At 61.0% G+C, this 26,376-nt stretch carries 25 protein-coding genes; 11 read left to right on the plus strand and 14 right to left on the minus strand.

Translation table 11 applies throughout. From position 1 onward, the window contains the following. Positions 1–137 precede the first annotated feature (137 nt). On the minus strand, positions 138–668 hold the full coding sequence (locus JFT63_RS21255; RefSeq protein ID WP_198844773.1) for a GNAT family N-acetyltransferase: 531 nt from the start codon (positions 666–668) through the stop codon (positions 138–140). A gap of 449 nt (positions 669–1,117) precedes the next feature. On the opposite strand from JFT63_RS21255, the gene proP reads away from it, so the two are divergent. Then, entirely contained in the window at positions 1,118–2,620 is a 1,503-nt protein-coding gene (gene proP, locus JFT63_RS21260; protein ID WP_057703472.1) for a glycine betaine/L-proline transporter ProP, read from the plus strand. Between the two features lie 51 nt (positions 2,621–2,671). Beyond that, a complete protein-coding gene (locus JFT63_RS21265; protein WP_057703473.1) occupies positions 2,672–3,175 on the plus strand; it encodes a GAF domain-containing protein in 504 nt (167 codons plus the stop codon). On the opposite strand, the gene JFT63_RS21270 is transcribed toward JFT63_RS21265, so the two are convergent. Continuing rightward, a complete protein-coding gene (locus JFT63_RS21270; RefSeq protein ID WP_057703474.1) occupies positions 3,153–4,073 on the minus strand; it encodes an AraC family transcriptional regulator in 921 nt (306 codons plus the stop codon). The two genes, JFT63_RS21265 and JFT63_RS21270, sit on opposite strands and share 23 nt — an antisense overlap. A 169-nt stretch (positions 4,074–4,242) precedes the next feature. Between JFT63_RS21270 and JFT63_RS21275 the strand changes: the two genes are divergently transcribed. After that, positions 4,243–5,430 carry an MFS transporter gene (locus JFT63_RS21275; RefSeq protein ID WP_198844680.1) on the plus strand — a complete coding sequence of 396 codons (1,188 nt, stop codon included), beginning with the start codon at positions 4,243–4,245 and terminating at the stop codon, positions 5,428–5,430. Here the strand turns inward: JFT63_RS21275 and JFT63_RS21280 are convergent. After that, entirely contained in the window at positions 5,423–6,244 is an 822-nt protein-coding gene (locus JFT63_RS21280) for an AraC family transcriptional regulator (protein ID WP_198844774.1), read from the minus strand. The two genes, JFT63_RS21275 and JFT63_RS21280, sit on opposite strands and share 8 nt — an antisense overlap. A gap of 96 nt (positions 6,245–6,340) precedes the next feature. Here JFT63_RS21280 and JFT63_RS21285 point away from each other — a divergent pair, with 96 nt between their 5' ends. Continuing rightward, a complete protein-coding gene (locus tag JFT63_RS21285) occupies positions 6,341–7,552 on the plus strand; it encodes an MFS transporter (RefSeq protein ID WP_005787935.1) in 1,212 nt (403 codons plus the stop codon). A 61-nt stretch (positions 7,553–7,613) separates the two neighbouring features. Here the strand turns inward: JFT63_RS21285 and JFT63_RS21290 are convergent, their stop codons facing one another. Beyond that, a complete protein-coding gene (locus JFT63_RS21290; RefSeq protein WP_057703477.1) occupies positions 7,614–7,922 on the minus strand; it encodes a DUF2834 domain-containing protein in 309 nt (102 codons plus the stop codon). Positions 7,923–8,033: 111 nt separating this feature from the next. Between JFT63_RS21290 and JFT63_RS21295 the strand changes: the two genes are divergently transcribed. After that, positions 8,034–9,743 carry an amidase gene (locus JFT63_RS21295; protein WP_057703478.1) on the plus strand — a complete coding sequence of 570 codons (1,710 nt, stop codon included), beginning with the start codon at positions 8,034–8,036 and terminating at the stop codon, positions 9,741–9,743. 260 nt (positions 9,744–10,003) lie between these two features. Next, the gene (locus JFT63_RS21300) at positions 10,004–10,429 is read left to right on the plus strand and encodes a nuclear transport factor 2 family protein (protein ID WP_057703479.1); all 426 of its coding nucleotides are present in this window, start codon (positions 10,004–10,006) and stop codon (positions 10,427–10,429) included. 7 nt (positions 10,430–10,436) lie between these two features. On the opposite strand, the gene JFT63_RS21305 is transcribed toward JFT63_RS21300, so the two are convergent. Next, on the minus strand, positions 10,437–11,762 hold the full coding sequence (locus JFT63_RS21305) for an aminotransferase-like domain-containing protein (RefSeq protein ID WP_198844681.1): 1,326 nt from the start codon (positions 11,760–11,762) through the stop codon (positions 10,437–10,439). Between the two features lie 87 nt (positions 11,763–11,849). Here JFT63_RS21305 and JFT63_RS21310 point away from each other — a divergent pair, with 87 nt between their 5' ends. Genes JFT63_RS21310 through yghX form a run of 3 tightly spaced genes read left to right on the plus strand, consistent with a single transcriptional unit; the run spans position 11,850 to position 14,218 of the window. Beyond that, entirely contained in the window at positions 11,850–12,740 is an 891-nt protein-coding gene (locus JFT63_RS21310) for a DMT family transporter (protein WP_198844682.1), read from the plus strand. 51 nt (positions 12,741–12,791) lie between these two features. Continuing rightward, complete coding sequence (locus tag JFT63_RS21315; RefSeq protein ID WP_057703482.1) at positions 12,792–13,286, plus strand: PaaI family thioesterase; 495 nt, start codon at positions 12,792–12,794, stop codon at positions 13,284–13,286. Between the two features lie 44 nt (positions 13,287–13,330). Further along, positions 13,331–14,218, plus strand: coding sequence for a YghX family hydrolase (yghX, locus tag JFT63_RS21320; protein ID WP_057703483.1), 888 nt, complete (start codon positions 13,331–13,333; stop codon positions 14,216–14,218). 139 nt (positions 14,219–14,357) lie between these two features. On the opposite strand, the gene JFT63_RS21325 is transcribed toward yghX, so the two are convergent. Beyond that, positions 14,358–15,230 carry a LysR family transcriptional regulator gene (locus tag JFT63_RS21325; protein ID WP_198844683.1) on the minus strand — a complete coding sequence of 291 codons (873 nt, stop codon included), beginning with the start codon at positions 15,228–15,230 and terminating at the stop codon, positions 14,358–14,360. A 131-nt stretch (positions 15,231–15,361) separates the two neighbouring features. Here JFT63_RS21325 and ampC point away from each other — a divergent pair, with 131 nt between their 5' ends. Beyond that, a complete protein-coding gene (gene ampC, locus JFT63_RS21330) occupies positions 15,362–16,501 on the plus strand; it encodes a class C beta-lactamase (RefSeq protein WP_198844684.1) in 1,140 nt (379 codons plus the stop codon). A 62-nt stretch (positions 16,502–16,563) separates the two neighbouring features. Here ampC and dctM read toward each other — a convergent pair whose 3' ends face one another. The 8 genes from dctM to JFT63_RS21370 form a co-directional block, all read right to left on the minus strand. Continuing rightward, the gene (gene dctM, locus JFT63_RS21335) at positions 16,564–17,844 is read right to left on the minus strand and encodes a C4-dicarboxylate TRAP transporter large permease protein DctM (protein ID WP_057703485.1); all 1,281 of its coding nucleotides are present in this window, start codon (positions 17,842–17,844) and stop codon (positions 16,564–16,566) included. Next, positions 17,844–18,476: a TRAP transporter small permease gene (locus tag JFT63_RS21340; RefSeq protein WP_198844685.1), complete on the minus strand. Its 633-nt coding sequence runs from the start codon at positions 18,474–18,476 to the stop codon at positions 17,844–17,846. Before JFT63_RS21340 ends, dctM begins: the two co-directional genes overlap by 1 nt. A gap of 134 nt (positions 18,477–18,610) precedes the next feature. Further along, positions 18,611–19,594 carry a TRAP transporter substrate-binding protein gene (locus JFT63_RS21345; RefSeq protein ID WP_198844686.1) on the minus strand — a complete coding sequence of 328 codons (984 nt, stop codon included), beginning with the start codon at positions 19,592–19,594 and terminating at the stop codon, positions 18,611–18,613. 146 nt (positions 19,595–19,740) lie between these two features. Beyond that, positions 19,741–20,556: an HpcH/HpaI aldolase/citrate lyase family protein gene (locus JFT63_RS21350; protein ID WP_198844687.1), complete on the minus strand. Its 816-nt coding sequence runs from the start codon at positions 20,554–20,556 to the stop codon at positions 19,741–19,743. Between the two features lie 15 nt (positions 20,557–20,571). Continuing rightward, on the minus strand, positions 20,572–21,765 hold the full coding sequence (locus tag JFT63_RS21355; RefSeq protein ID WP_198844688.1) for a CaiB/BaiF CoA transferase family protein: 1,194 nt from the start codon (positions 21,763–21,765) through the stop codon (positions 20,572–20,574). Between the two features lie 10 nt (positions 21,766–21,775). Further along, on the minus strand, positions 21,776–23,125 hold the full coding sequence (locus tag JFT63_RS21360) for an MmgE/PrpD family protein (protein WP_198844689.1): 1,350 nt from the start codon (positions 23,123–23,125) through the stop codon (positions 21,776–21,778). Between the two features lie 10 nt (positions 23,126–23,135). Further along, the gene (locus tag JFT63_RS21365; protein ID WP_198844690.1) at positions 23,136–24,299 is read right to left on the minus strand and encodes an acyl-CoA dehydrogenase family protein; all 1,164 of its coding nucleotides are present in this window, start codon (positions 24,297–24,299) and stop codon (positions 23,136–23,138) included. Positions 24,300–24,327: 28 nt separating this feature from the next. Then, a complete protein-coding gene (locus JFT63_RS21370; protein WP_198844691.1) occupies positions 24,328–25,146 on the minus strand; it encodes an FAS1-like dehydratase domain-containing protein in 819 nt (272 codons plus the stop codon). 245 nt (positions 25,147–25,391) lie between these two features. On the opposite strand from JFT63_RS21370, the gene JFT63_RS21375 reads away from it, so the two are divergent. Then, positions 25,392–26,273: a LysR family transcriptional regulator gene (locus JFT63_RS21375; protein ID WP_186560533.1), complete on the plus strand. Its 882-nt coding sequence runs from the start codon at positions 25,392–25,394 to the stop codon at positions 26,271–26,273. Positions 26,274–26,376: the final 103 nt, after the last annotated feature.

Consider the following 26,376-nt stretch of genomic DNA (forward strand, 5'->3'; position numbering starts at 1 on the left):
CTTTTTTATTTTTGTTAGGTAAGACATATGTAACGTCATATGTCGTCGTACAACTGCGACTTTTATATCGGTACGTCCTTGCAGTGTCAATCTGAACGAGCACCGTTTATCGAGGAATTATGCGAATTTAAAAAGCGTCAGACACGAGCAGTTGTAGGATGACAAACCCGCAGCACCAGGCTGGGTGCCTGACCAGGTACATCATCAAGCACGCCAAAGGGTTGCATGCCGATCTTCTCCAGCACGCGGATCGAGGCGGCATGATCGGGTCGTACAAGCCCGAAAACCTCGGGCAAGCCGAGGTTCACAAAGGCCAGCGCCAATGCATCACGGCCCACCTCGGTGGCGTAGCCCTGCCCCCAGGCTTCGACGGCAAATCGGTAACCCAGATTAATACGCGGTGTTGTCAGATAGTTGAGCGGTGCAATGCCGCCAAACCCGATGATGCGTTCAGGCGCCTCTCTGCGGGCAATTGCCCACCAGCCGTAGCCGTTAAGCGCCCATTGTTCCATCCAGTGAGCCAACAAGCGTTGGGCCGCTGCAAGATCGGGCATGGGCCCGGCGGGGTTGAATAAATTGGTCTGCGGATCGCCGAAAATTGCGAACAGCCGCTGGACATCAGCCTGCCGCGGTTGGCGGTAGATAAGGCGTGAGTGGAGGTTTGGCATACAAATAACGTCCCGATTTTGCGGCATGACCGAACCCAGTTTAGTCAACAAAGCCGCCACCGGCGCTCAGCAATGTGGCAGGAGACGCCAGTCGGCCAAGCGTACATTGCCCTCTGTAGGAGCGAGCTTGCTCGCGAAAAACGCCAACGATAAAGCGTGCTTCCTGAATGAACGCGGCGCCGGTAAATTTTTCGCGAGCAAGCTCGCTCCTACAGAGCCAAACCCCGAGGGCTATCAGGCCGCCATCGGGGGCAAGCCCCCTCCCACATTTGAATTTGGTTGAGACCTGGATTTGCGCATCGCCGCAGTGACACTCACAACGATATTTTCGCTAATGCGAGAAAAAATAGCCGAAGCGGTGAATTATTTCGTGTCCACTTGTATCTGAACTGACAGAGCGGTGCCATCGTAGCGATGGCACCTCCCCGTTCAGCTTTAGAGTGGCCCGCATGAAACTACGGAAAAAACGCGTCAAACCCATCGGCTTGAAAGACATCACCATTGTCGACGACAACAAGATGCGCAAGGCGATCACCGCTGCCGCCCTTGGCAATGCCATGGAATGGTTCGACTTTGGCGTCTACGGCTTTGTCGCCTATGTGCTGGGCAAGGTGTTCTTCCCCGACGCGTCCCCCAGCGTACAAATGATCGCTGCACTGGCCACCTTCTCCGTGCCCTTCCTGATTCGTCCATTGGGCGGCCTGTTCTTCGGCGCGCTGGGCGATAAGTACGGGCGGCAAAAAGTCCTGGCGGCCACGATCGTAATCATGTCCCTGAGCACCTTCGCCATTGGCTTGATTCCCGGCTATGCCTCCATTGGCATCTGGGCGCCGATCCTGCTGCTGTTGTGCAAAATGGCCCAAGGCTTCTCGGTGGGCGGCGAGTACACCGGCGCGTCGATCTTCGTCGCCGAGTACGCCCCGGACCGCAAGCGCGGGTTCCTCGGCAGTTGGCTGGATTTCGGCTCGATCGCCGGTTTCGTCCTCGGTGCCGGTGTGGTGGTACTGATTTCTACCGTGCTCGGCGAAGCGGAATTCGAGTCCTGGGGCTGGCGCCTGCCGTTCTTCCTTGCCCTGCCCCTGGGCATTATCGGCCTGTACCTGCGCCATGCACTGGAAGAGACACCAGCGTTCCAGCAGCACGTCGACAAGCTTGAACAGGGCGACCGCGAAGGCTTGAGCCACGGCCCTAAAGTCTCATTCAAGGAAATCGCCACCAAGCACTGGCGCAGCCTGTTGACCTGCATCGGGATCGTCGCGGCCACCAACGTGACGTACTACATGCTGCTCACCTATATGCCCAGCTACCTGTCGCACAACCTGCATTACGCCGAAAACAGCGGCGTGCTGATCATCATCGCGATCATGGTCGGCATGTTGTTTGTGCAGCCGTTCATTGGCTTTGTCAGCGACAAGATCGGCCGCAAGCCGTTCATCATCGCCGGCAGCATCGGCCTGCTGTTCCTGTCGATCCCGGCGTTCATGCTGATCACCAGCGGCAAGACCGGCTTGATCTTCAGCGGCCTGTTGATCCTGGCGATTGTGCTGAACTTCTTTATCGGCGTGATGGCCTCGACCTTGCCGGCCATGTTCCCCACCCACCTGCGCTACAGCGCACTGGCCAGTGCTTTCAACGTCTCGGTGCTGATCGCTGGCGTGACGCCGACCGCCGTAGCCTGGCTGGTAGAGAGCACCAACGACCTGTACATGCCCGCCTACTACCTGATGGTGTTTGCAGTGGTTGGCCTGATCACCGGCCTGACCATGAAGGAAACCGCCAACAAGCCACTGCGCGGCGCGGCCCCGGCAGCTTCCGACATGGAAGAAGCCAAAGAGCTGCTGCAGGAGCATCACGACAATATCGAGCAGAAAATCGAAGACATCGACGCCGAGATTGCCGCGCTGCAAACCAAGCGCGAAAACCTGGTGCAACAACATCCGCGGATTAACTAGGCCTGACTGTGCGTGGTCGCTGGCAGCGACCACGCCACTGGAGTGTTCAGCATGGCTACAAGCGTCACCGCCGCACAATCGCTACTCAGCGCAGATGAACGCGCCGCTATTGCAGAAATCGAAGCCACCACCAACATTCTCAAGCTGGTCACGCGTTTGACCGGGATGAGGTTTGCCGGCATCGCCAAGTTCACCGACCAGGAATGGGTGGTGTGTTCGGCCTACGACCCGCTGCAAATGGGCATCCATGTCGACGATGTACTCGACCTGGAAACCACCTTGTGCAGTGAGTTTTGCATTGACCCGCAGGTGTTGTTCATTCCGCAAGTCAGCCAGAACGGCCGTTTCGCGGCGCGCCCGGTGGTCAAGCAATACGCCATCGAAAGCTATGCCGGTGCACCGATCTTTCTACCCGATGGGCGCCTGTTCGGCGCACTGTGTGCGCTGGACTCGCGGGCAATGCTGTTCGATGACCCCAACCTGCCCGAAACCCTGAGCCTGTTTGCACGGCTGATCGGCTGCATTTTCTACGCTAACCTGGCCCCGGATCAGTAACCCCTGCCCTGCCCCGCAGCGCGGCCATGTCGCGCTTGGGTGGCACACCAAACAAACGGCTGTACTCACGACTGAACTGTGACGGGCTCTCATAGCCCACTTTGAACGCTGCGCTGGACACGTCCTGGTGCTCGTTCAACATCAAGCGCCGCGCCTCATTCAAGCGCAGCCATTTTTGATACTGCAACGGGCTCATTGCGGTCAATTGTCGGAAATGATGATGAAAAGTCGCTGCGCTCATCTGCACCCGTGCTGCCAATTCCTCCACGCGTAGCGCTACGTCGAAATTCAACTTCAGCCAATCGATGGCCTTGGCGATCCGATAACCCTGCCCGTCCACCGAGCAGATCTGGCGCAAGCGGCCGGCCTGGTCGCTTTTCAATAGCCGGTAATGAATCTCGCGCTGGATCAACGGCGCGAGTACCGGTATTGCTTCGGGCTCCTCCAGCAAGGCGACCAGGCGCGCGAATGCGTTGAGCAAACCGTCGGTGACCGTGCCGATGCCCACGCCTTTCAACACGGCGCGCTCACGGGTCGGCGGCAGATCACCCTGGGCAATCAGCTCGGCCAACATGCGCAAGTCGAGTTTGAACGTCAGCCCCAGGCACGGTTGCTCGGGGCTGGCGACCAGCACCTGCGAATTGGCCGGAATATCCAGCGACGTCACCAGAAAGCGTGAGCTGTCGTAGGGGTAACCCTCACCGCCGACCCACAATTGCTTCTGGCCCCGCACCACCAGCACGATGCACGGTTCGATCATGCACACCACGGGCGCGGCCGGTTGTTCTCGCCGATAGAAGCCCAGCCCGGGAATCGGCAAAGAGTAGTCGCCGGTCGATGGAGTGCGCGACCCGATGGACTGCGCGAGCGCTTGCAGGGATGAAGAATGAATGCTCATAACGGACTCTTTTGCCTCTTTGCGCAACTTTACTCCCACGCGCCTCAGGAGTCCTCGGTATACCGCCAGACTCAGAGGATCAGGCAAGTAATCCGGCGGATCGCACTATGGAACCTGGGGTTTGATCCGGAAAATGCGCAGGCCATTGACGCATTAACGGGTTTACACCATGTCCGATACACCTACCAAAAGCAGTTGGGGCGCGGTACTGGCGATGTCCCTCGCCGCGTTCGCCCTGGTCGCCTCTGAATTCATGCCCGTCAGCCTGCTGACACCGCTGGCCGCCGATCTGCACATCACCGAAGGTCAGGCCGGCCAGGGCATTTCCGTGTCCGGGGTGTTTGCCCTGCTCACCAGCCTGGTGATCGCTTCGATCGCTGCGCGGGTGGATCGCAAGCGTCTTTTGATGGCGTTAACGCTGCTGATGATTATCTCCGGCACCGTGGTGGCGTTAGCGCCCAATTACCTGGTGTTCATGCTCGGTCGAGCGTTGATTGGCGTGGCGATTGGTGGTTTCTGGTCATTGTCGGCGGCCACGGCGATGCGCCTGGTGCCACAAGCGCAAGTGCCTCGTGCCCTGGCCATCGTCAATGGCGGCAACGCGTTGGCGACAGTGATTGCCGCACCGCTGGGCAGCTTTCTTGGCGGGATCATCGGCTGGCGCGGTGCGTTTTTCTGCGTGGTACCGGTGGCTGTGGTTGCTTTGGTATGGCTGCTGATCAGCCTTCCCGCGCTGAAAAACCAGGGTGCAGCGAAAACCGCCAATGCCTTGCGCCTGATGAAGAACCCCAAGGTGACCTTGGGCATGCTCGCCGTCAGCGTGTTCTTCATGGGCCAGTTCATGTTGTTCACCTATCTGCGCCCATTTCTGGAAAGCGTCACGCAGGTTGAGGTGTCCACATTGTCGTTGATGCTGTTGGTGCTTGGCCTGGCTGGCCTGGCCGGTACGTTTTTGATTGATCGCTTCCTTAAGCACAACCTGTACCCGACACTGATTGCCATCCCGCTGATCATGGCAGGCCTCGCACTTGCATTGGTGCAATGGGGCAGCTCGCCGATGATGACCACGCTATTGCTCGGCAGTTGGGGCCTGGTGGCAACCGCCGCACCTGTGGGCTGGTGGACGTGGCTGGCGCAGACGCTGCCCGATGACGCCGAGGCGGGCGGTGGATTGATGGTGGCCATCATCCAATTGGCGATTGCTGCCGGCGCTACCGTGGGCGGCGTGGCGTTCGACCTGAGCGGCTACCAGGCCACCTTTGAGCTCAGTGCTGGTTTGTTGGTGGTCGCCACGTTGCTGGCCTACCTCGCGTCACGCCGCGCTATGCAAACTCGCGTTATCAGCGGTGCTACCTGAAAAAATGACTCGGCGTCTTGCCAAACTGTTTCTTGAACATGCTGGTAAAGGCGCTGGGGCTTTCGTAGCCCAGTTCAAACGCCACATCGATAATCTTCTGCCCGACCGCAATACGTTCCAGCGCCAATAGCAGCCGTGCCTGCTGGCGCCACTGGCCGAAGGTCATGCCGGTTTCCTTGCGAAACAGGCGCTGGATCGTGGTTTGATCCAGCCCCAGGCGTGCGCTCCAGTCGGCGACGGTGGAGGCATCCCCCGGTTCGTCCTGCAGCGCCAGGCAAATCGGGCTCAGGCGCGGGTCGGCGGGCTGCGGCAGGGACAGGGGCAAGTCCGGCAGGATCGCCAGTTCGTCGAGGATCAGGTGCATGATCCTGGCATCGCGTGAGTCGTCGGCATACGGCGGCTTCAAGCTGACCGACGATTTGATCAGCTCACTCAGCAACGGCGAAACCGTCACCGTCTTCGGCTCGGCGGGCAGGTTCGGGAAACGGTCCGGGCGCACGAATACGCTGCGCATCTTCAACGTGCCCACGCAGCGCAGCGAATGCACTTGCCCGCACGGCATCCAGAAGCCACGGTTGGGGGGCACCGTCCATTGATTCAGCGCCGAATACACCACCATCACCCCGCCGATGGCATAGAGCAGTTGATGCTTGTTGTGGCGGTGTTCCGGGATCACCCAGTTTTCCGGATAATCGGTGGCCGAGCTGATGACGGCCCAATCGCCTTCATCGATCTCCTGCAGAAATTTGTCGAGGGATTTGATTGTTTCGCCCTTTTTGCGATGGTTTATGCCCGAATTTCGCGAGACAGGCATTTTCATCGAATTTAGCATAGCTTTCGAAACAATTAGAAATGGCTGACCGCTAAAGTACCGTCTGCCCCTGTTCGCTGCCTTGTATGGAATGCCCGCATGTCGAGCCTCACCGCGACACCCGCCGCTGCCACCACGACGCCCCAGGTAAGCCCTTTGGTTATGCGCGTCCTCGGCGCCTGTGCCCTGGCGCATATGATCAACGACCTGATCCAGGCCGTGCTGCCGTCGATCTACCCGATGCTCAAGGCCAATTACGGCCTGAGCTTCACCCAGGTCGGCCTGATCACCCTGACCTTCCAGTTGACCGCCTCCCTGCTGCAACCGTGGATCGGCTACCACACCGATCGCCACCCCAAGCCCTGGCTGCTGCCGGCGGGCATGGTGTGCACCTTGATCGGTATTTTGATGCTGGCGTTTGTCGGCAACTTCCCGGCGATTCTGCTCGCGGCGGGGCTGGTGGGTGTCGGCTCGTCGACCTTCCACCCGGAAACCTCGCGGGTCGCCCGCCTGGCCTCCGGAGGGCGCTACGGCCTGGCGCAATCGACCTTCCAGGTCGGCGGCAACACCGGCAGCGCGTTCGGCCCGTTGCTGGCGGCAGCGATCATCATTCCCTACGGCCAAACCCATATCGCCTGGTTCGGCCTGTTTGCGGTGTTCGCGATCCTGGTGCTGTATGGCTTGAGCCGCTGGTACCGTCACCACCTCAACCTGTTCAAGCTCAAGCAAGGCAGCCAGGCCACCCACGGCTTGTCCAAAGGCCGCGTGACCTTCGCCCTGGTGGTATTGGCCGTGCTGGTGTTTTCCAAATACTGGTACATGACCAGCCTGACCAGCTACTTCACGTTTTACCTGATTGAAAAATTCCAGCTGTCAGTGGCCAGCTCCCAGATGTACCTGTTCCTGTTCCTTGGGGCAGTGGCGGTCGGCACCTTCGCCGGGGGACCGATCGGCGACAAGATCGGCCGCAAGAAGGTCATCTGGTTCTCGATCCTCGGCGCCGCGCCGTTTACCCTCGCCCTGCCCTATGTCGACCTGTTCTGGACCGCTGTACTCAGCGTGGTCATCGGTTTCATCATCGCCTCGGCGTTCTCGGCCATCGTGGTGTTTGCCCAGGAACTGGTGCCGGGCAACGTGGGCATGATCGCCGGGATATTCTTTGGCCTGATGTTCGGTTTCAGCGGGATTGGCGCGGCGTTGCTGGGGTTGCTTGCCGATAACCACGGGATCGAATACGTGTACAAACTGTGCTCGTTCCTGCCGTTGGTGGGCATCTTGACGATACTGCTGCCTTCGACCAAGGGCGTTTGATAGCGAGCGCGTCCGAACAATGTGGGAGGGTTTTTGCTCCCTCCCACATTGGCATCTACCGTCAGGTGCGTCGCGAAAACCCATTAACGACGATATACAGCAGCGGCCCTACCGACACGAACACCGCCGTCAACAGGAAATACGGGATCAACGACGCGACGGAGCGCCCTCGCCCACGTGCATCCCGATACATCCACACACACGCCAGCACCGCCATCAAATACAGATCAATCACCACCTGCGCGGTATCAGGCCGTGACATCAGCTCGCGTCCAAATGCCAACAGCGATTGCTCGGCCGTGAGCATCGTTGCCACGGTGTAGAGGGTAAATCCCAACAAGGCAGCCAGGGCGATATAGGGTCTGTGCATCGTCTCTTCCTTGAAGTGCAATGGTGGTCATCGCGGTCACCTTAGCTGGTTTTGTGAAATATCTGTACGTAGACTGCCGCCATACCCCCACGTGAAGGCGGCGAAAAAAACGTGATGCAAGTTACTGAAGTCTCCATTGCCCAATTGCGCGCTGCGCTTGAAGCCGGCCGGACCACGGCCGTTGAACTGGTCCAGGCGTACCTGGCGCGGATTGATGCCTACGACGGCCCGCACACCACCACTGCGCTCAATGCCGTGGTGGTGCGCAATCCCGAAGCCCTGAAAGAAGCCCAAGCCTCCGATGCCCGCCGCGCCAAGGGCCAGACCCTGGGGCCGCTGGATGGTATTCCCTACACGGCCAAGGACAGTTACCTGGTCAAGGGCCTGACGGCCGCATCCGGCAGCCCCGCGTTTGCCAGGCTGGTCGCCCAGCGTGACGCTTTCACCATTGAGCGACTGCGCGCCGGAGGCGCGATTTGCCTGGGCAAGACCAACATGCCGCCGATGGCCAATGGCGGTATGCAGCGTGGCGTGTATGGCCGCGCCGAAAGCCCGTACAACGCCGACTACCTCACCGCGCCGTTTGCATCGGGTTCCTCCAACGGCGCCGGCACTGCCACGGCCGCCAGCTTTGCGGCGTTCGGCCTGGCTGAAGAAACCTGGTCGAGCGGTCGCGGCCCGGCCTCCAATAATGGCTTGTGCGCCTACACGCCTTCGCGTGGGGTGATTTCGGTGCGTGGCAACTGGCCATTGACCCCGACCATGGACGTGGTAGTGCCGTATGCGCGGACCATGGCTGACCTGCTTGAAGTGCTCGACGTCGTGGTGGCCGAAGACCCCGACAAGCGCGGCGACCTGTGGCGCCTGCAACCCTGGGTGCCGATCCCCAGCGTGACCTCGGTGCGCCCGGCTTCATACGCGGCACTGGCCGTCAGCAGCGAAAGCCTGGCCGGCAAGCGCTTTGGTGTGCCGCGCATGTACATCAATGCCGATCCCGAGGCCGGCACCAGCGAAAAGCCCGGTATCGGTGGGCCCACCGGGCAAAGGATCAATACCCGCGCCACGGTGATTGAGCTTTGGCAAGCCGCCCGCCAGGCCCTGGAAGCGGCCGGCGCCGAAGTGATCGAGGTGGATTTCCCACTGGTATCCAACTGCGAAGGCGACCGCCCCGGCGCACCGACGGTGTTTACCCGTGGCCTGGTGTCCAGGGAGTTCCTCCACGACGAACTGTGGGAATTGTCTGCCTGGGCTTTCGATGACTTCCTGCGCGCCAACAACGATCCGGCGCTCAACCGCCTGGCGGATGTAGACGGGCCGAAGATCTTCCCGCACGACCCCGGCACCCTGCCCAACCGTGAAGACGACCTCGCCGCCGGCATGGATGAATACGTGCGCATGGCCCAACGCGGCATCACCCCGTGGGACCAGATCGGCACCGTTCCTGATGGCCTGCGCGGTCTGGAAAAAACCCGGCGCCTGGACCTGGAAGACTGGATGGATAACCTTGGGCTCGACGCCGTGCTGTTTCCAACCGTAGCCGATGTAGGCCCGGCCGATGCCGACGTGAACGAAGGGTCTGCCGACATCGCCTGGAGCAACGGCGTGTGGGTGGCCAACGGTAACCTCGCGATTCGCCACCTGGGCGTACCCACCGTCACTGTGCCGATGGGCGTAATGGCCGATATCGGTATGCCGGTAGGGCTGACCTTTGCCGGGCGTGCCTATGATGATTCGGCACTGCTGCGCTTTGCCGCCGCATTTGAAGCCACCGGCAGCAAACGCGTGATCCCGCCACGCACACCGCCGCTGCCCAGCGAATAAACACTGTCCAAATGGGGAAGTCTCCCCTCTTCTGTAGGAGCGAGCTTGCTCGCGAAAAACGTCAACGATACCGCGTGTTTCCTGAATAAACGCGGCGTCTATGGGTTTTTCGCGAGCAAGCTCGCTCCTACAAAAGTCCTGCTGACCGTGACTCGCGTCAAATCATTTCAAGATTTCACTTTCCTTCCCCGCCCAAATTATTGCATGGTTGTACGACGACATACCTCGTCGTGTCCACCCAACAAAAACAAGGAACACCCATGCCCAACCTCAAAGTGCTGATCGGCTTCTTGTGCCTGTTTTCCGGCTATGTCGCCGCCGCCCCCGCTGAAAAGGACGTAGCCCAGGCAGTCGACCAACTGACCCAGGCCATGCTGCACCTGGACGTCAAGCAACTTCACGCGTTGACATCCGACACGCTCACCTACGGCCATTCCAGCGGCAAAGTGCAGAACAAGGCGCAATTTATTGCCGACCTGGAGACCCACACCAGCGCCTTCAAAACCCTGGAAATGCAGAACCAGACCATCACCCTTAACGGCGATACCGCCCTGGTGCGCAACCACTTCCATGCCCTGGCGGTGAACAGTGGTGTGGACACACCAACCGATATCGACAACTTCCAGGTCTGGCAGAAGCAACACGGCAAGTGGTTGCTGATCGGGCGCCAGGCTTACAAGTACTGAGGCCCGCTCACCACGCCACCACGTTGCGTATCGTCTCCAGAGCCCCACGCAACTGCGCCATCGGTACCGAACCCAGGGCCAAGCGCAGTGCGTGGGGCACCTGGGCCGAGACGGCGAACGGTTCGGCGGTGGACACGCAAATGCCTTCGCGCTGCAAGGTCATGGCGACTTGATCGGCGCGAGCCTCTTCAGCCAAAGGCAGCCACAGAAAATACGATGACGGATGGCTGACATACCGCACGCCCGTCAGCACTTGGGCTGCCAATGCCTGGCGGGCTTGAGCATCCGCGCGTTTTTGCGCTTCCAGTTGCGCCACCGTACCGTCTTCGAGCCAGGCCACTGCAATGGCACTCATCACGCCTGGCACGCTCCAGGTGGTGGCCATGATCGTACGTTCCAACCTGCTCACCCAAGCTGAAGGCGCCGCGATAAACCCTATGCGCAAACCGGCGGCGACATTCTTGGACAGCCCACCCACATACACCGTGCGCTCCGGGGCCAGTGCCGCCAACGGCGCAGGTGCATCTTCGGCGAGAAACGCATAGGCGCCATCCTCGACGATCATCAGGTTGTGCTGCCGGGCAATCGCCACCAAACGCTCGCGCTGCTCCCGGCTCAGTACCCAGCCCAGCGGGTTATGCAGGGTTGGCATGCTGTATACCGCACGTACCGGGCGCTGGCGACACAGGCTATGCAGATGGTCCAGGTTCGGGCCGGCCGTGGTCACCGGGATGGCGACGATTTCCAGGTGCAGGGTTTCGGCCAGCGCCTTGAAGCCCGGATAAGTCAGCGCATCCACCGCGATCACATCCCCAGGCTTGAGCAACGTCATCAGGCTCACCGCCAAGCCGTGCTGGGCGCCGCTGACCACCAGTACCTGCTCGGCGGCCACCGTGAGCCCTCGATTCAACAAGTGCCGGGCCATGGCGGCGCGCTCATGCACACGCCCTGCATGGGGCTGGTAACGCAGCAGTGCCTCCAGATCGCCCGACAACGCCAACTGGCGCAACGCCGTGCGCAACAGCTCGGCCTGCCCAGGCAAGGACGGGTAGTTGAAATTCAAGTCGAGCAGGCCCGGCGCCACCGTCATCTGCCCGCTGCCCTGCCCCGGCGGCAAGGTGATTTCGCGCACGAAGGTACCGCGACCGGTCTCGCCACTGACCAGGCCCATGGCTTCCAACTCGCTGTACACCCGGCTCGCCGTGACCAGTGCCAAGCCATGCTCAGCGGCCAACTGGCGATGAGTAGGCAAGCGCGTGCCGGCAGGCATTCGTCCACTGCGAATGGCCTCGGCGAAGGTATCAACCAGCGATTTGTAGCGCGCACGGGGCATCGGGATGTATCCATGACAATTTTTTGATTGTCCTAATCTTCAGCCCTAGGATGAGCCGCACGCAACCCCTCTTTCGGACATACCCTCATGGAACGTATCGCCCGCTTCGGCTCTCTGGATCTCAGCACTCAGGGTTGGATCAACGGTTTTATCGGCGTGGTGATTTTCAGCGGGTCGCTGCCGGCCACGCGCTTGGCGGTCATGGAGTTCGACCCGGTGTTCCTGACCATGATTCGCGCCACCCTCGCCGCCGTATTGGGGGTCTGCCTGTTGTGGCTATTCAAGGAAAAACGCCCCAGCCGTCAGCAATGGGGCCCCTTGGTGGTCGTCGCTCTGGGCGTGGTGATCGGCTTCCCGCTGTTGACAGCGCTGGCCCTGCAATACGTGACCTCGGCCCACTCCATCGTCTTCATCGGCCTGCTGCCCCTGGCCACGGCGGTATTTGGTGTGCTGCGTGGCGGCGAGCGCCCCAGGCCAGTGTTCTGGTTGTTTTCCATTCTTGGCAGCCTGCTGGTGATGGGTTATGCCATTGCCCAGGGCTTGAGCGCCGCCCCGGCGGGCGACTTGCTGATGCTGTTGGCGGTGCTGGTGTGCGGCCTGGGTTATGCCGAAGGCGCCAAACTGTCGCGCAGCCTGGGTGGCTGGCAGGTGATCTGCTGGGCGCTGGTGGTGTCGCTGCCGGTGGTGGCGCCGCTGAGCCTGTTGCTGGCGCCTTCGACCTTCAGCGGTATCAGCCTGCCGGCGTGGTTGAGCCTGGGGTACGTGGCGCTGTTCAGCATGTTGATCGGTTTTGTGTTCTGGTACCGCGGCCTGGCCCAGGGCGGCATTGCCGCGGTTGGTCAGTTGCAGTTGCTGCAACCCTTCTTCGGCCTGGCGCTGGCCGCGGGCCTGCTGCATGAACAGGTCAGCCTGGGCATGGTGCTGGTGACCGTCGCGGTGATCGGCTGCGTGGCCGGGGCGAAGAAGTTTGCTCGCTGAAGCGTGGCCTGCTAAACAGAGAAGTCGCCTGAACAATAACAAGGACTTTGCATGACCACCGCTTCTCTCCAAGACATCACCGCGCCAGAAGGCATCTGCTATGGCTGCGGCAGCAGCAACCCCCATGGGCTGCACATCAAAAGCCGCTGGGCCGAAGATGGCGTACACGTGGTCGCCGAGCATCAACCCGAAGCCCAATACAGCGGCTGGCCAGACCTGGTCTACGGCGGCCTGATCGCCATGCTGGTGGATTGCCATTCCAACTGGACCGCCATGGCCTACCACTACCGCGCCGAACAGCGCGAACCCGGCAGCCTGCCGCGCATCGACTGCGTCACCGGCAACCTGGGGATCAAATTCATCAAACCCACGCCCATGGGCGTTCCGCTGACCCTGCGCGCACGGGTCGAAGGCGACATCGGGCGCAAAAGCCGTGTGGTCTGCGAGGTATATGCCGGTGACGTGCTCACGGCCATCGGCGACTCGGTGTTCGTGCGCGTCGACACCGGGCAATTGGCCGCGGCCGCCCATGGCCGCGAGGCGTGAACCTGGTCTACAGTGACTGCAACCGCTGATCGAGGACTGCACCTATGCCCCGTCTTACCGCCAAGGACTTCGCCCCCGAACTGCTGGAACTCTACGACGGCTACGCCCATGGCAAGATCAACCGTCGCGAGTTTCTCGACCGTGCCGCACTGTTCACGTTAGGCGGCCTCACCGCTTCGGCGCTGCTGGCGGCCCTGAGCCCCAACTACGCGTTGGCTGAGCAGGTGAAATTCACCGACCCGGATATCGTTGCCGACTACATCACCTACCCTTCGCCCAAGGGCAACGGCACAGTGCGCGGCTACCTGGTGCGCCCGTCCAAGGCTGCGGCAAAACTGCCCGCCGTGGTGGTGGTGCATGAAAACCGTGGCCTCAACCCGTATATCGAAGACGTGGCCCGGCGCCTGGCCAAAGCCGGCTTCATTGCCCTGGCACCCGATGGCCTGACCTCTGTGGGCGGCTACCCCGGCAACGATGAAAAAGGCGTGGCGCTTCAACAGACCGTCGACCCGACCAAACTGATGAACGACTTTTTCGCCGCCATCGAATGGCTGATGCATCACGACAGCACAACCGGCAAGGTCGGTATCACCGGTTTCTGTTATGGCGGCGGCGTGACCAATGCGGCAGCGGTGGCCTACCCGGAACTGGGGGCGGCGGTGTCATTCTACGGGCGCCAACCCGAGGCCAAGGACGTGCCCCGCATCAAGGCGCCGATCATGCTGCATTTCGGTGAGCTGGATACGCGGATCAATGAGGGTTGGCCCGCGTATGAACAGGCGTTGAAAGCTGCGGGCACGAAGTATGAAGCTTACATCTACAAAGGCGCCAACCACGGCTTTCACAATGATTCGACGCCTCGCTATGACGAGGCAGCGGCCAACCTGGCGTGGGAGCGCACCCTGGGCTGGTTCCGCAAATATCTGGCCTAGTCACACCTATGTAGGAGCGAGCTTGCTCGCGAAGAACGTCAACGATAACGCGTGCTTCCTGAATAAACGCGCAGCCCGGGAATCTTTCGCGAGCAAGCTCGCTCCTACAGGACAACAGGGGCTTGCTCTTTGCACATTCTTATCCAATGCAGCTCTGCAACCACCCTTTGAACGCCAACATCGCGGGCGTCTCATTGCGCGACTGCAAACGGGTCAACCAATAACTGCCGGTCGTGATCCCCACGGCGAATGGCTGGCGAACCACATCGTTTTCCAACTGGCGCGAAAACATCAATGCTGGCGCCAGGGCCACACCGCTGCCTTGCAGGGCGGCTTCCATCATCGCCAGCGATGAGTCGAATACGATGCTGCGCGGCATCCGAGTGTCTTCCGGCAGCCCAGCCGCCTGAAACCACAGACTCCACTCATCGGCGCGGTAAGAACGCAACAAAGTGTGCTTCAACAGATCCGCCGGGCTGTGCAATTGCTCGGCGATCTGCGGCACGCACAACACTGTCAGCGGTGCTTCCAGCAATGGGCAGGCCTCGGTACCGTGCCATGCACCGGCGCCAAACCGAATGGCGTAATCCAGGCCCTCGGCGGCGACATCCACGCGGTTGTTATGGGTGGACAGGCGCAAATCAATAAACGGATAGCGGCTGTGAAAATCCGCCAACCGTGGCAACAGCCAGCCCACGGCGAAGGTGCCGACCGCGCCTACGGTCAGCACCTCGCGGTAATGCCCGCCCTCGAACTGGCCCAGGGTGTGGGCAATGCGGTCGAAGGCTTCGCGCAACACCGGCAACAGGGTTTCGCCTTCGCGAGTGAGCATCAGGCCACGTGGCAGGCGCTTGAACAGCGTGACATTGAGTTGCGCTTCGAGGCTTTTGACCTGATGGCTGACTGCGGCTTGGGTCACGCATAACTCGATAGCCGCGCGGGTAAAACTCAAATGGCGCGCCGAGGCTTCAAAAGCGCGCAGAGCATTGAGAGGCAGATGGGAACGCAACAAGGGATACCCTAATTTTTCTAATGGCTGGTGCGAGATATCATCGTTTGCCCCGGATACAAAATCCACCTAGATTTGCCACGCCTGCGCAGGCTCTGCCCATTATTGCCACCTTTACATGGAAGCGATTCACCATGAACTATCAGCCCAAGTACCTGGTTTCAGCGTTGCTGCTCTTGTCCGGCAGTTGCATGGCCGCCACCGACATGCGCCAGGTCGTGGACAGCAACGTCAAGCCCTTGATGCAACAGCAAGACATCCCCGGCCTTTCGGTCGCCGTGATCAACCAGGGCAAGGTGCAATACTTTAACTACGGCGTAGCCGACAAGGATACCCAGGCGGCGGTCAGCCAAAACACGCTGTTCGAAATCGGTTCGGTGAGCAAAACCTTCACCGCCACCCTGGGTGGTTATGCCCAGGCTATCGGCAAGCTCAAGCTGTCGGACAAGGCCAGCCTGTACTTGCCGTCCCTGGCCGGCAGCGCGTTCGATCGCATCAGCCTGCTGCAACTGGCGACCTATACCGCCGGCGGCCTGCCGCTGCAATTTCCGCAGGCGTCCGACAGTACCACGACCATGCTCGGTTACTTCCAGCACTGGAAGCCCACTTACGCTGCGGGTGAACAACGCTTGTACTCCAACCCCAGCATCGGCCTGTTTGGCTACCTGACCGCGCAAAGCCTGGGCCAACCATTCAACGTTGCGATGGAGAAGACCCTGCTGCCCAAGCTGGGCTTGACCAACACCTATGTCAGCGTGCGTACCGACAAAGCCAGCCAATATGCCCAAGGGTACGACAAGCAGCAAAAACCTGTGCACGTCAGCCCCGGCGCCCTGGACAGTGAAGCCTACGGGCTCAAAACCACCAGCCAGGACCTCGCCCGCTACGTCATCGCGAACATGCACCCGCAAACCCTGGAACAGCCCGTGCAACAGGCTATCGCCGCCACCCACGCCGGCTACTACACCGTGAACGGCATGACCCAGGGCCTGGGCTGGGAACGCTACCCCTACCCCATCACCCTGCAAGCCTTGATCGATGGCAACTCCACACCGATGGCCATGGAGCCGCACAAGGTGACCTGGCTGAACCCGCCCCAGGCACAGCCGGCCAACGTGCTGTACAACAAAACCGGCTCTACCGGTGGCTTTGGTGCGTATGTGGCGTATGTGCCGAGCAAGGACATGGGCGTGGTCATTCTGGCCAACAAGAACTACCCGAATGCCGAGCGGGTGAAAGTGGCCCATGCGATCTTGAGTGCGATGGACCAATAAGGCCGGGGAAAATCAACAAATGTGGGAGGGAGCAAGCCCCTCCCACATTTTTTATCCGCGTTTTACATCCCCAGCCACTGCGGCAGCGCGAGGGAAATGAACGGCAAGTAAGTCACCATGATCAGGAACACCAGCAAAATCATCAGCCACGGCATCGCCGCGCGTATGGTTTGCCCCAGTGTCAGCCCGGTTACCGCCGAGGTGACGAACAGGTTCAGCCCCACCGGCGGGTGTACCAGGCCGATTTCCATGTTCACCACCATCACAATCCCCAGGTGAATCGGGTCAATCCCCAGCTTCATTGCAATCGGGAAGAAGATCGGTGCCAGGATCAGCACAATGGCCGAAGGCTCCATAAAGCTGCCGGCAATCAGCAACACCACGTTGACCATGATCAGAAAACCAATCGGCGTCAGCCCTTCCGAGATCACCCACGCGGTGATTTCCTGGGGGATCTGTTCGGTGGTCAGCACATGGGCAAACAGCATGGCGTTGGCGATGATAAACATCAGCATGATCGACAAGCGCCCCGACTCCAGCAGCACCTTGGGGCAATCGCGCAGCTTCATATCCTTGTAGACGAACAGCGCGACAAACGCCGAGTACACCGCCGCCACCGCCGCGGCTTCAGTCGGGGTGAACATGCCGCTGTAGATGCCGCCGAGGATGATCACCAACAGCAACAAGCCCCAGAACGCTCGGCGTGCGCAACTGAGCCACTCGCCAAAGGTTGCCCTGGGCTGGGCGGGCAGTTTCTTGATGCGCGCGACGATGTAGATCGCGATCATCAGCATCAGGCCCAGCAGCAACCCCGGAATGACCCCGGCCATGAACAGCTTGCCCACCGAGGTTTCGGTCGCCGCCGAGTACACCACCATTACAATCGAGGGCGGGATCAAAATGCCCAGCGTACCGGCGTTGCAAATAATGCCTGCACCAAACTCCTTGGGATAACCGGAACGCACCATCCCCGCTACGGCAATCGAGCCCACCGCCGCCACCGTGGCCGGTGACGAGCCCGACAGCGCGGCAAACAACATACAGGCCAGCACCGCCGCAATCGCCAGGCCACCACGGATATGCCCGACACAGGCATTGGCAAAGTCGATCAGCCGCTGAGCCACGCCGCCGGTGGTCATAAAGGCGCCGGACAACAGGAAGAACGGAATCGCCAGAAAGGTGTAGGCGTCGCTGGTTTCAAACAACTTGATCGCCAGAGAGCTGACCGAGTCCTGGCTGAACATCAGGATCGATACCGCGCCGGACAGCCCGAGGGAAATCGCAATCGGCACGCCAAGGAACATGAACACGAACAACAGCAGAAACAGACAGAGCACGGCCATCAGTGACGCTCCTCATGGCTGCCGGCCAACTTGCTGGCTTCCCCGGCCTCGTCGGCCAATCCCAACCCGACCTGACGGTGGGTAAAGATGCGGTAGAAAATTTCCAGGTAGCGGATCAACACCAGGGCAAAGCCGATGGGCACGATCACCACGATGTCACCGACATCGATACCGAACTGATCAAGGTCTTCAGCGCCGATATGCGCGGTCATCACCGCACTTACCCACTTGTAGCTGGCAACCATGAACAGCCCCGCATAGGCCAGGCAGCACAGGCAGGCGAGCATTCCGAGCAGGCGTTGTATCGGGCGTGTGGTCAGCCTGACCAGCGCGTCTACGCCCAGGTGCCCGGCGGTGCGTACACCGTAGGAAATGCCGAAGAAAATCAACCAGCCGAACATGGCCTTGGTCAGCGCCACGCTCCAGGTCATGTCCTGGGCCCAGGTCATGGTGGCGTCGCCTGCCGCATTGAAGAAGTCGCTGCTCAAGGCCCACTTGTCGGCCAGGGCAAAGAACAGGGTGTAGACGTTGTTGAGCATGACGTAGACGAATGTCACCAGGGTCATGGCGGCCAGCAGGAAAGCAATAAAGCCTTCCTCCAGATGCTCCCAGACGCGCCTTAGCGTTTGCATGGCAAAACCTCGCGAACTGTGTAGGAGCGAGCTTGCTTGCGAAGGACGTCAACGATAACGCTGGTATCCTGGATAAACGCGTTGCCTATGCGTTTTTCGCGAGCGAGCTCGCTCCTACAGAGGAGTGAACAGGATTACTGGTTGGAGGCATCCGCTGCCTTGATCAGGTCAGCCCCAATCTCGCCTTCGAACTTTTGCCACACCGGGCGCATGGCTTCGCGCCAGAGCGTGCGTTGCTCGGGGGTCAGTTCGATGATCTCGCTGGTCTTGGCGTCGACGATCTTCTGCTTGGCCGATTGGTTCAGCGCTTCGGCCTGCTTGTTCACCTCGACGGTGACGTCGGCCATGATCTGCTCCAGCGTGCTGCGCACATCCGGTGGCAGGCCGTTCCAGAACTTGGCGTTGGTGATCACCATATAGTCGATCAGGCCATGGTTGGACTCGGTGAAGTACTTCTGCACCTCGTTGACCTTCTGGCTTTCATAGTTCGACCAGGTGTTCTCGGTGCCATTCACGGTGCCGGTCTGCAAGCCCTGGTAAACCTCGGCGAAGCTCATCTTGCGCGGGTTGGCGCGGATCGCCTTGAACTGCTCTTCCAGCACGCTGGAGGCTTGCACGCGAAACTTCAGGCCACGGGTGTCCTTGGGTTCGTGCAGGGCCTTGTTGGCGGAGAGTTGCTTGAGGCCGTTGTGCCAATAGGCCAGGCCGAGAATGTTTTTGTCCTGCATCGCGCTCAGCAGTTGCTTGCCCTGGGCGGCCTGGAAACGGTCGACGGCCGCCAGGTCGTTGAACAGGAACGGCAGGTCGTAGATCTGCACCTGCTTGGTGTACTGCTCGAACTTGGCAAGAGATGGCGCCAGCATCTGCACGTCGCCCAACAGCAACGCTTCCATTTCCTTGCCATCGCCGAACAGCGAAGAGTTGGGGTACACCTCGACCTTGACCTTGCCGGGCAAGCGTTCTTCAGCGAGCTTCTTGAACAGCAGCGCGCCTTGGCCTTTGGGCGTGTTCTCGGCCACCACGTGGGCGAACTTGATCACAATCGGGTCAGCCGCCTGGGCCAGGCCCACGGCGAACAAGGTGGCGGCGCACAGCAGCGCCCGAGAGAGCTTGAGCATGGGAAATCACCTTCTTATTGTTGTGTTGTAAGGCAAGGTGCCTGATGTGCTGCGTGTTGAGAATATCGAATTTTAGATACCTGCGTTCGCCCTGGCCGAACGCAAAACTTGTAGACGCTCCCACAATTGAGATTCGGTTTTGTCAGTTAGCGTTGGTCGGCCAGCAGTCTTTGTGCCCGCAGCAACACCGGCGCATCCACCATCTGCCCATCAACCTGATAGGCCCCTGCCCCATGGGTACCAGCCGCTACTACGCGCTTGGCCCAGGCCAGGTCTTCAGCGCTGGGCGCCAGCGCCTGGTGAATCACCGCGACCTGTTTGGGATGGATGCACAACACCCCGGCAAAGCCCATTTCGTAGGCGTGACGGATCGAACGGCGCAGGCCCTCGGGATCGTCGATGGCTGGATGCACACCGTCCAGCGGAGGCACTAATCCAGCGGCGCGCGAATGCACGATCAGCGCCAGGCGTGCCTGATCGAGGGCAAATTCAGCGGCGCGGGAGTGGCTGCTCAGGTTGAGGTCCAGTGCCAGGTCCAAGCCACCGAACGACAAGCGCTCCACTAGCGGCGCATGGGCAATTTGCGCCACCGCTAACAAGCCGCGGGCGCTTTCGATGATCGGCCAGATCCGTTTGCCGGTGGCGGCCACCACGGCCACCTGGGCCGCGCTCTCAACCTTGGGTAACAACACGCCCGCCACATTTGCATGCGCCTTGCAAAACGCCACATCTTCAAAATGTTCGGCATGGTCCGGCGCGTTGATCCGCACCCACATCTGGGCCTCGGGATGGGCCCGCAAAAACACACCCAGGTTATCCCGGGCCTGGCGCTTGAGCGGCTCTTCCACGGCGTCTTCAAAATCCACAATCACTGCGTCGGCGCCGCTGGCCAGGGCTTTGGCAAACCGATCCGGGCGGCTGCCCGGTACAAACAAGGCAGAACGAACTAAAGGCTTTGGCATCGCACATTTTCCTGATCAGATAACGCCGCGCGCACGCAGGCTGTCGATGGCTTCACCGCTATAACCCAGCTGGTCGAGGATGCCCTGGCTGTGTTGCCCCAGCGTCGGCACACCGTCCATTCGCGGGGTAAACGCGGCGTTACGTGCAGGTGGCAACAGCGACGGCAACGGCCCGGCCGGGCTGTCGACTTCACGCCAACTGTCGCGGGCCTTGAGTTGGGGGTGGTCCCACACGCCTTGCATATCGTTGACCCGCGCGCTGGCGATCTGCGCGTCCTCCAGGCGCTGGATCACTGCCTCGGCGTCCAACCGCGCAAAGCTGTCCACGATGATCTGACGCAGCGCCTCGCGGTTGGCCGAACGCTTGAAGTTGGCGCTGAAACGCTCGTCGGTCGCCAGCGCGGGGGTGAGCAACACCTTGTCGCAGAACGCCGCCCATTCACGCTCATTCTGCAACCCGAGCATCACCGTGCCGCCATCACCGGTGGGAAACGGCCCGTAGGGGTAAATCGTCGAATGGGCAGCGCCTGCTCGCGGGGGCGGCGGCGCGCCGTCGAAGGCGTAATACATCGGGTAGCCCATCCACTCCACCAGGCTTTCCAACATACTCACATCGATACGGCTGCCCTTGCCGGTTGTGCCACGCAGCAGCAACGCCGAAAGAATGCCGCTGTAGGCGTACATGCCCGCAGAGATATCCGCGATGGAGCAACCGGCCTTGGCCATCTGCTCATCACCCGGGCCACCGGTCACCGACAGGAACCCGCCTTCGCTCTGGATCAGGAGGTCATAGGCTTTCTTTTTCTCGTAGGGCCCACCTTCGCCATAGCCGGAAATATCGCAGACGATCAGGCGTGGAAAACGCGCGTGCAGCGCCTCGAACGACAAGCCAATACGCGCCGCCGCACCGGGTGCAAGGTTTTGCACCAGCACATCGGCATCGGCCAAAAGCGCATCCAGAATGGCGCCCGCCTCGTCCTGCTTAAGGTCCAGGGTCAGGCTTTCCTTGGAGCGGTTGGTCCAGACGAAATGCGATGCCAGGCCGCGCACGCGCTCATCATAGCCACGGGCAAAGTCACCGGCACCGGGGCGCTCGACCTTGATCACGCGGGCACCGAGATCGGCCAATTGGCGGGTACAGAATGGCGCGGCAATCGCATGTTCCAGGCTGACAACCGTAATACCGTCCAGCGGTCGTTGATTACTCATCACAAATCCCTCAAAGCCAATGGGCCATGGACGCGGTGTTACGCAGGTTCCACACCTGCTCGATCAGGCCACTGGCCTGGGCGGGAGTACGGGCGCCGCTGAAGTGAGCCAGGCGCTGGAACTTGTCCGCCAGCTCGGCGCGACTCAGAGTGTTGCCCGGGTCGCCCTTGGGCTCGTCGATGGCGCCGTGCAGCGTGCGCCCGTCAGTCGTGGTGACGATGACGCGGCCCAGCCAGCGCTGCGGATAGGCGCTGTCAACTTCGGGATCGAGGGTCATGCTGACCTTGTCGCGAAACGCCGCGACCGCAGGGTCGGTCAACGCCAGCTCATGGAATTCAGGCAACCCGGCTTTGCCATGCACAGCGATCAGGCCAAGCACAGTGCCCATGGAGAATTTGGCGTGGTGCACCGTGGCCGGCACCGTCACCCGGCCAAGCACATCGATGGCGCCCTGGTGCACGCGGGTTTGCACTTGGCAAATCTGTGCCGCGTTCAAGCCTTCCCGCTGCATCACCTCCAGCAGCGCATCCGCAGCGGGATGGGTGTGGCGGCAAGAGGCGTGGAACTTGAACGAGGTTTCCACCAGCGCCCAGCGGCTGCCCAAGTCAGCAGATAACTTGCTCGGCTGCGAATCACTGGACATGCCCGCCGCCAAGCCTTGGTCGCCTTCCAGGATATTGCGCGCACCGGTCAATCCATCGGCCGTCAGGTAAGCCGCCAGCAAGCCATCCGCTGCGGCTTTGGCGGTGTGCAATTGCTTGGAGTCGGCGGCATCGCGCAAGAACTCCCACAGCCCCGCCGCTTGCGTGCCGGCACTGCCGAGCAGGTTAATGAACTGTTCCTGGTTGAAGTCGAGCAGTTTGCCCACTGCAACCGCCGCCGCCAGAGTGCCGACGATGGCCGTGGTGTGGAAGATGCGGTAGTGCGAGCGACCCATGAACTCACCGATGCGAATCCCGGCTTCATAACCGGCCACCGCCGCCAGCAACAAATCACGACCGGATTTGCCCAGGTCCTGGGCGGCCGCCAGCGCGGCGGGAAACACCACCGTGGCCGGGTGCAGCACCGAACTGTTGTGCAAGTCATCCTGCTCCACCAGGTGCGAGGATGCCGCGTTGACCAGTGCTGCAAAATACGCGCTGCTGCTGGCGCCGCTGACGATCACCTGAGCCGGGCCGCTGCTTGGCCCCATCTTCTGCGCGTAGCGCTCAAACAATGGAATCGGGTGTGCGCCCTGACTGGCCAGCGCCGAGGCGAGCCAATCCAGATACAGCTCTTCGATGCGATCCAGTACGTGTTCGGGCACCTGCGGGTAAGTCAGGTCAGCGAGGAATTGGCACAGGGTTTGGGTATGACGCATGGCCGGGCCCTCAGAAGCTGCGTGGCAGTTCGAGCAGATGCTCGGCCACGTAGGACAGGATCAGGTTGGTGGAGATCGGCGCCACCTGGTACAAGCGCGTCTCGCGGAATTTGCGCTCCACGTCGTATTCGCAGGCAAAACCAAACCCGCCGTGGGTTTGCAGGCAGGCGTTGGCCGCTTCCCACGACGCCTTGGCCGCCAGGTACTTGGCCATGTTGGCGCTGGCCCCGGCGTTCTTGCCGCTGTCGTATTCCTCACAGGCACGCCAGCGCATCAGGTCGGCCGCTTCGATCTCGATATGCGCTTGGGCAATCGGGAATTGCACGCCCTGGTTCTGCCCGATGGGCCGGCCAAACACCACGCGGTCGCGGGCGTAGGCGCTGGCCTTTTCGATAAACCAGCGGCCGTCGCCGATGCACTCGGCGGCGATCAGGGTGCGCTCGGCATTGAGGCCATCGAGGATGTATTTGAAGCCCTTGCCCTCTTCGCCAATCAGGCTGTCGGCCGGCAGTTCCAGGTTGTCGAAGAACAGTTCATTGGTCTCATGATTGACCATATTGGCGATGGGCTGCACGGTCAGGCCATTGCCGATGGCCTCGCGCAGGTCCACCAGGAAGATCGACATGCCTTCGGACTTTTTCTTCACTTCGGCCAGGGGTGTGGTGCGCGCCAGCAAGATCATCAGGTCGGAATGCTGCACCCGCGAAATCCAGACTTTCTGGCCGTTGACCACGTACTTGTCGCCGTGCTTGATCGCGGTGGTCTTGATCCTGGTGGTGTCAGTGCCCGTGGTGGGCTCGGTGACGCCCATTGATTGCAGGCGCAGTTCACCGCTGGCCAGCCTGGGCAGGTAGAAGCGCTTTTGCGCTTCGCTGCCGTGACGCAACAAGGTGAACATGTTGTACATCTGGCCATGCACGGTGCCGGAGTTACCGCCGCAACGGTTGACCTCCTCCAGAATCACCGAGGCTTCGGCCAGGCCAAGGCCGGAACCGCCATACTCTTCGGGGATCATTGCCGACAGCCAGCCGGCATCGGTCAGGGCCTTGACGAAGGCTTCGGGGAAGCCCTTTTCTTCATCGATCTTGCGCCAGTAAGCGGCATCGAACTCGGCGCACAAGGCGCGCACGCCGTCGCGGATGGCATTGAGTTCTTCGTTGTCATTGGGGTTCATGCACGGCTCTCCGCCTGTTGTTCTTGGGTTATTCGAAATGCACCTGGGCGGTCTGCGCCAGACCTTCAGCGTTGCCGGCCCAGAGTTCGGCCACGCCGGTTGCGCTGATGCGCCCGCCGACTTCAAAGGGCTGCGGTGCAATCAATGGGCGCACGCCGCGATAGATGAAGCGGCGCGGCGTGGCTTCAGGGTGTGCCCGGCAAAACGCACGCAGGCTCAAGGTGGCGATCAGCGGGCCATGCACCACCAGGCCGCTGTAACCTTCAGTGCCGGTGACATAGGGATAGTCGTAATGAATGCGATGGCCGTTGAAGGTCACGGCGCTGTAGCGGAACAGCAGAGTGGGGGTCGGTTCGACCGCTTCTGTCCATTCGCCCCGGACCAGGGCATCGCCGCTGCCGGGCTTGGGCGGCGTGGGTTCGCGGTAGACGATGTCCTGCTCCTCGCGAATCGCCAGGCGCCCGGCCTGGGAATAGTCGTGGCGCACCGTGACAAACAGCAGCGAACCGGTGCGACCGGTCTTTTGTTCAACCTGAGTGATGGTCGACACACGGGTGGCCGATTCACCGGCACGCAGCGGGTGCAGAAACTCGATACGCCCACCGGCCCACATGCGATTGCGGTTATCGGCCGGTGGCAAGAACCCGCCGCGGGCCGGATGACCATCGCCGCCCAGGGCCGACTCCGGCAACGGATCCTGGAAAAAACACCATTGCCACAGCGCAGGTACGGCTTCACCGTCGGCGGGCACTGCTTCACCGAACGTGGCGGCGATGCGTTTGAGCAGGTTATGGCTGAGGTGGTCGTGGGCGGTCTCGCTTCGGCCGATCCAATCGGTGGCGCTCATCGGGTGCAATTCCTCGGGCAGTGGGTGTCTGCCAGGGATCATGCAAGGGCCCGCCCGTTCTGAGAATTTGCATTTCAATAAACCAGCGTTCGGTTAAGCTGAACGCACCATTCCTATGCGTACCTCTTGTGGCGAGGGAGCTTGCTCCCGTGGGGGCGCGAAGCGGCCCCAAAAAACAGGCCTGCTTCGCAGTCCAGCGGGAACAAGTTCCCTCGCCACGGGTGATCACAAGCCTGGAGTTTTGCATGCACTTCGATCTCGCCGACCTGCGCCTGTTTATCCACATCGCCGAATCCCCCAGCCTCACCCAGGGTGCCAAGCGCGCCTTCCTGTCACCGGCTGCCGCCAGTGCGCGGATCAAGGCCCTGGAAGGCCAGCTTGATACGCGTCTGTTGTACCGCGACAGCCGTGGCGTAGAGATCACCCCCGCAGGCGAGCGCCTGTTGCACCATGCGCGGTTGATCATGCGTCAGGTGGATTACCTGAAAAGCGAGTTCACCCAATACGGCGTGGATTCAGCCGGGCATATCCGCATCTTCGCCAACACCACCGCAGTCACCGAGTTCTTGCCGGAAGTACTGGCGGGCTTTTTGTCCCAGCGCCCAGGCGTGACCGTCGACCTGCAGGAGCGGTTGTCCCGGGACATCGTGCGCGGCGTACTCGATGGCACCAGCGACATGGGCATTATTGCCGGCCCAGTGGAAGCGGCGGGCTTGCAGGTGCTGCATTTCAGCACAGACGAACTGGTGTTGATGGTGCCGGTGGGTCATCCGCTGGCAGCGCAACCGTCAGTGACACTGGAGCAAACGCTCGCCTACCAGCATATCGGCTTGCATGAAGGCAGCACGCTGCTGAGTTTCCTGCGTGAACACGTCGAGCGGCTGGGCAAGCAATTGTCGCTGCGCATCCAGGTGTCGAGCTTCGAGGCGATCTGCAGGATGGTCGAGGCCGGTGTGGGCATCGGCATCATTCCCGAGTCCGCCGCCCAGCGCCATAGCCGCACCATGCAGTTGGTAACGGTGAAGCTGGACGAGCCCTGGGCGATTCGCGAGCGCAGTATTCTGGTGCGCGAGTTGGAGGCGCTGCCAGGGACCATTCGCGCCCTGATCGCCACGTTGATGCCGTGATCTTGTAGGAGCGAGCTCGCTCGCGAAAAACGTCAACGATAACGCGTGTTTTCTGGATAAACGCGGCGCCTGGGAGTTTTTCGCGAGCAAGCTCGCTCCTACC

Source organism: Pseudomonas sp. MF7453, assembly GCF_016405455.1.
GTDB classification, from domain to species: Bacteria; Pseudomonadota; Gammaproteobacteria; order Pseudomonadales; family Pseudomonadaceae; genus Aquipseudomonas; species Aquipseudomonas paralactis.

Coding starts and splice junctions, on each gene's coding strand:
- JFT63_RS21255 (WP_198844773.1), bottom strand. CDS start 668: ATGCCAAACCTCCACTCACGCCTTATCTACCGCCAACCGCGGCAGGCT.
- proP (WP_057703472.1), top strand. CDS start 1,118: ATGAAACTACGGAAAAAACGCGTCAAACCCATCGGCTTGAAAGACATC.
- JFT63_RS21265 (WP_057703473.1), top strand. CDS start 2,672: ATGGCTACAAGCGTCACCGCCGCACAATCGCTACTCAGCGCAGATGAA.
- JFT63_RS21270 (WP_057703474.1), bottom strand. CDS start 4,073: ATGAGCATTCATTCTTCATCCCTGCAAGCGCTCGCGCAGTCCATCGGG.
- JFT63_RS21275 (WP_198844680.1), top strand. CDS start 4,243: ATGTCCGATACACCTACCAAAAGCAGTTGGGGCGCGGTACTGGCGATG.
- JFT63_RS21280 (WP_198844774.1), bottom strand. CDS start 6,244: ATGCCTGTCTCGCGAAATTCGGGCATAAACCATCGCAAAAAGGGCGAA.
- JFT63_RS21285 (WP_005787935.1), top strand. CDS start 6,341: ATGTCGAGCCTCACCGCGACACCCGCCGCTGCCACCACGACGCCCCAG.
- JFT63_RS21290 (WP_057703477.1), bottom strand. CDS start 7,922: ATGCACAGACCCTATATCGCCCTGGCTGCCTTGTTGGGATTTACCCTC.
- JFT63_RS21300 (WP_057703479.1), top strand. CDS start 10,004: ATGCCCAACCTCAAAGTGCTGATCGGCTTCTTGTGCCTGTTTTCCGGC.
- JFT63_RS21305 (WP_198844681.1), bottom strand. CDS start 11,762: ATGCCCCGTGCGCGCTACAAATCGCTGGTTGATACCTTCGCCGAGGCC.
- JFT63_RS21310 (WP_198844682.1), top strand. CDS start 11,850: ATGGAACGTATCGCCCGCTTCGGCTCTCTGGATCTCAGCACTCAGGGT.
- JFT63_RS21315 (WP_057703482.1), top strand. CDS start 12,792: ATGACCACCGCTTCTCTCCAAGACATCACCGCGCCAGAAGGCATCTGC.
- yghX (WP_057703483.1), top strand. CDS start 13,331: ATGCCCCGTCTTACCGCCAAGGACTTCGCCCCCGAACTGCTGGAACTC.
- ampC (WP_198844684.1), top strand. CDS start 15,362: ATGAACTATCAGCCCAAGTACCTGGTTTCAGCGTTGCTGCTCTTGTCC.
- dctM (WP_057703485.1), bottom strand. CDS start 17,844: ATGGCCGTGCTCTGTCTGTTTCTGCTGTTGTTCGTGTTCATGTTCCTT.
- JFT63_RS21340 (WP_198844685.1), bottom strand. CDS start 18,476: ATGCAAACGCTAAGGCGCGTCTGGGAGCATCTGGAGGAAGGCTTTATT.
- JFT63_RS21345 (WP_198844686.1), bottom strand. CDS start 19,594: ATGCTCAAGCTCTCTCGGGCGCTGCTGTGCGCCGCCACCTTGTTCGCC.
- JFT63_RS21350 (WP_198844687.1), bottom strand. CDS start 20,556: ATGCCAAAGCCTTTAGTTCGTTCTGCCTTGTTTGTACCGGGCAGCCGC.
- JFT63_RS21355 (WP_198844688.1), bottom strand. CDS start 21,765: ATGAGTAATCAACGACCGCTGGACGGTATTACGGTTGTCAGCCTGGAA.
- JFT63_RS21360 (WP_198844689.1), bottom strand. CDS start 23,125: ATGCGTCATACCCAAACCCTGTGCCAATTCCTCGCTGACCTGACTTAC.
- JFT63_RS21365 (WP_198844690.1), bottom strand. CDS start 24,299: ATGAACCCCAATGACAACGAAGAACTCAATGCCATCCGCGACGGCGTG.
- JFT63_RS21370 (WP_198844691.1), bottom strand. CDS start 25,146: ATGAGCGCCACCGATTGGATCGGCCGAAGCGAGACCGCCCACGACCAC.
- JFT63_RS21375 (WP_186560533.1), top strand. CDS start 25,392: ATGCACTTCGATCTCGCCGACCTGCGCCTGTTTATCCACATCGCCGAA.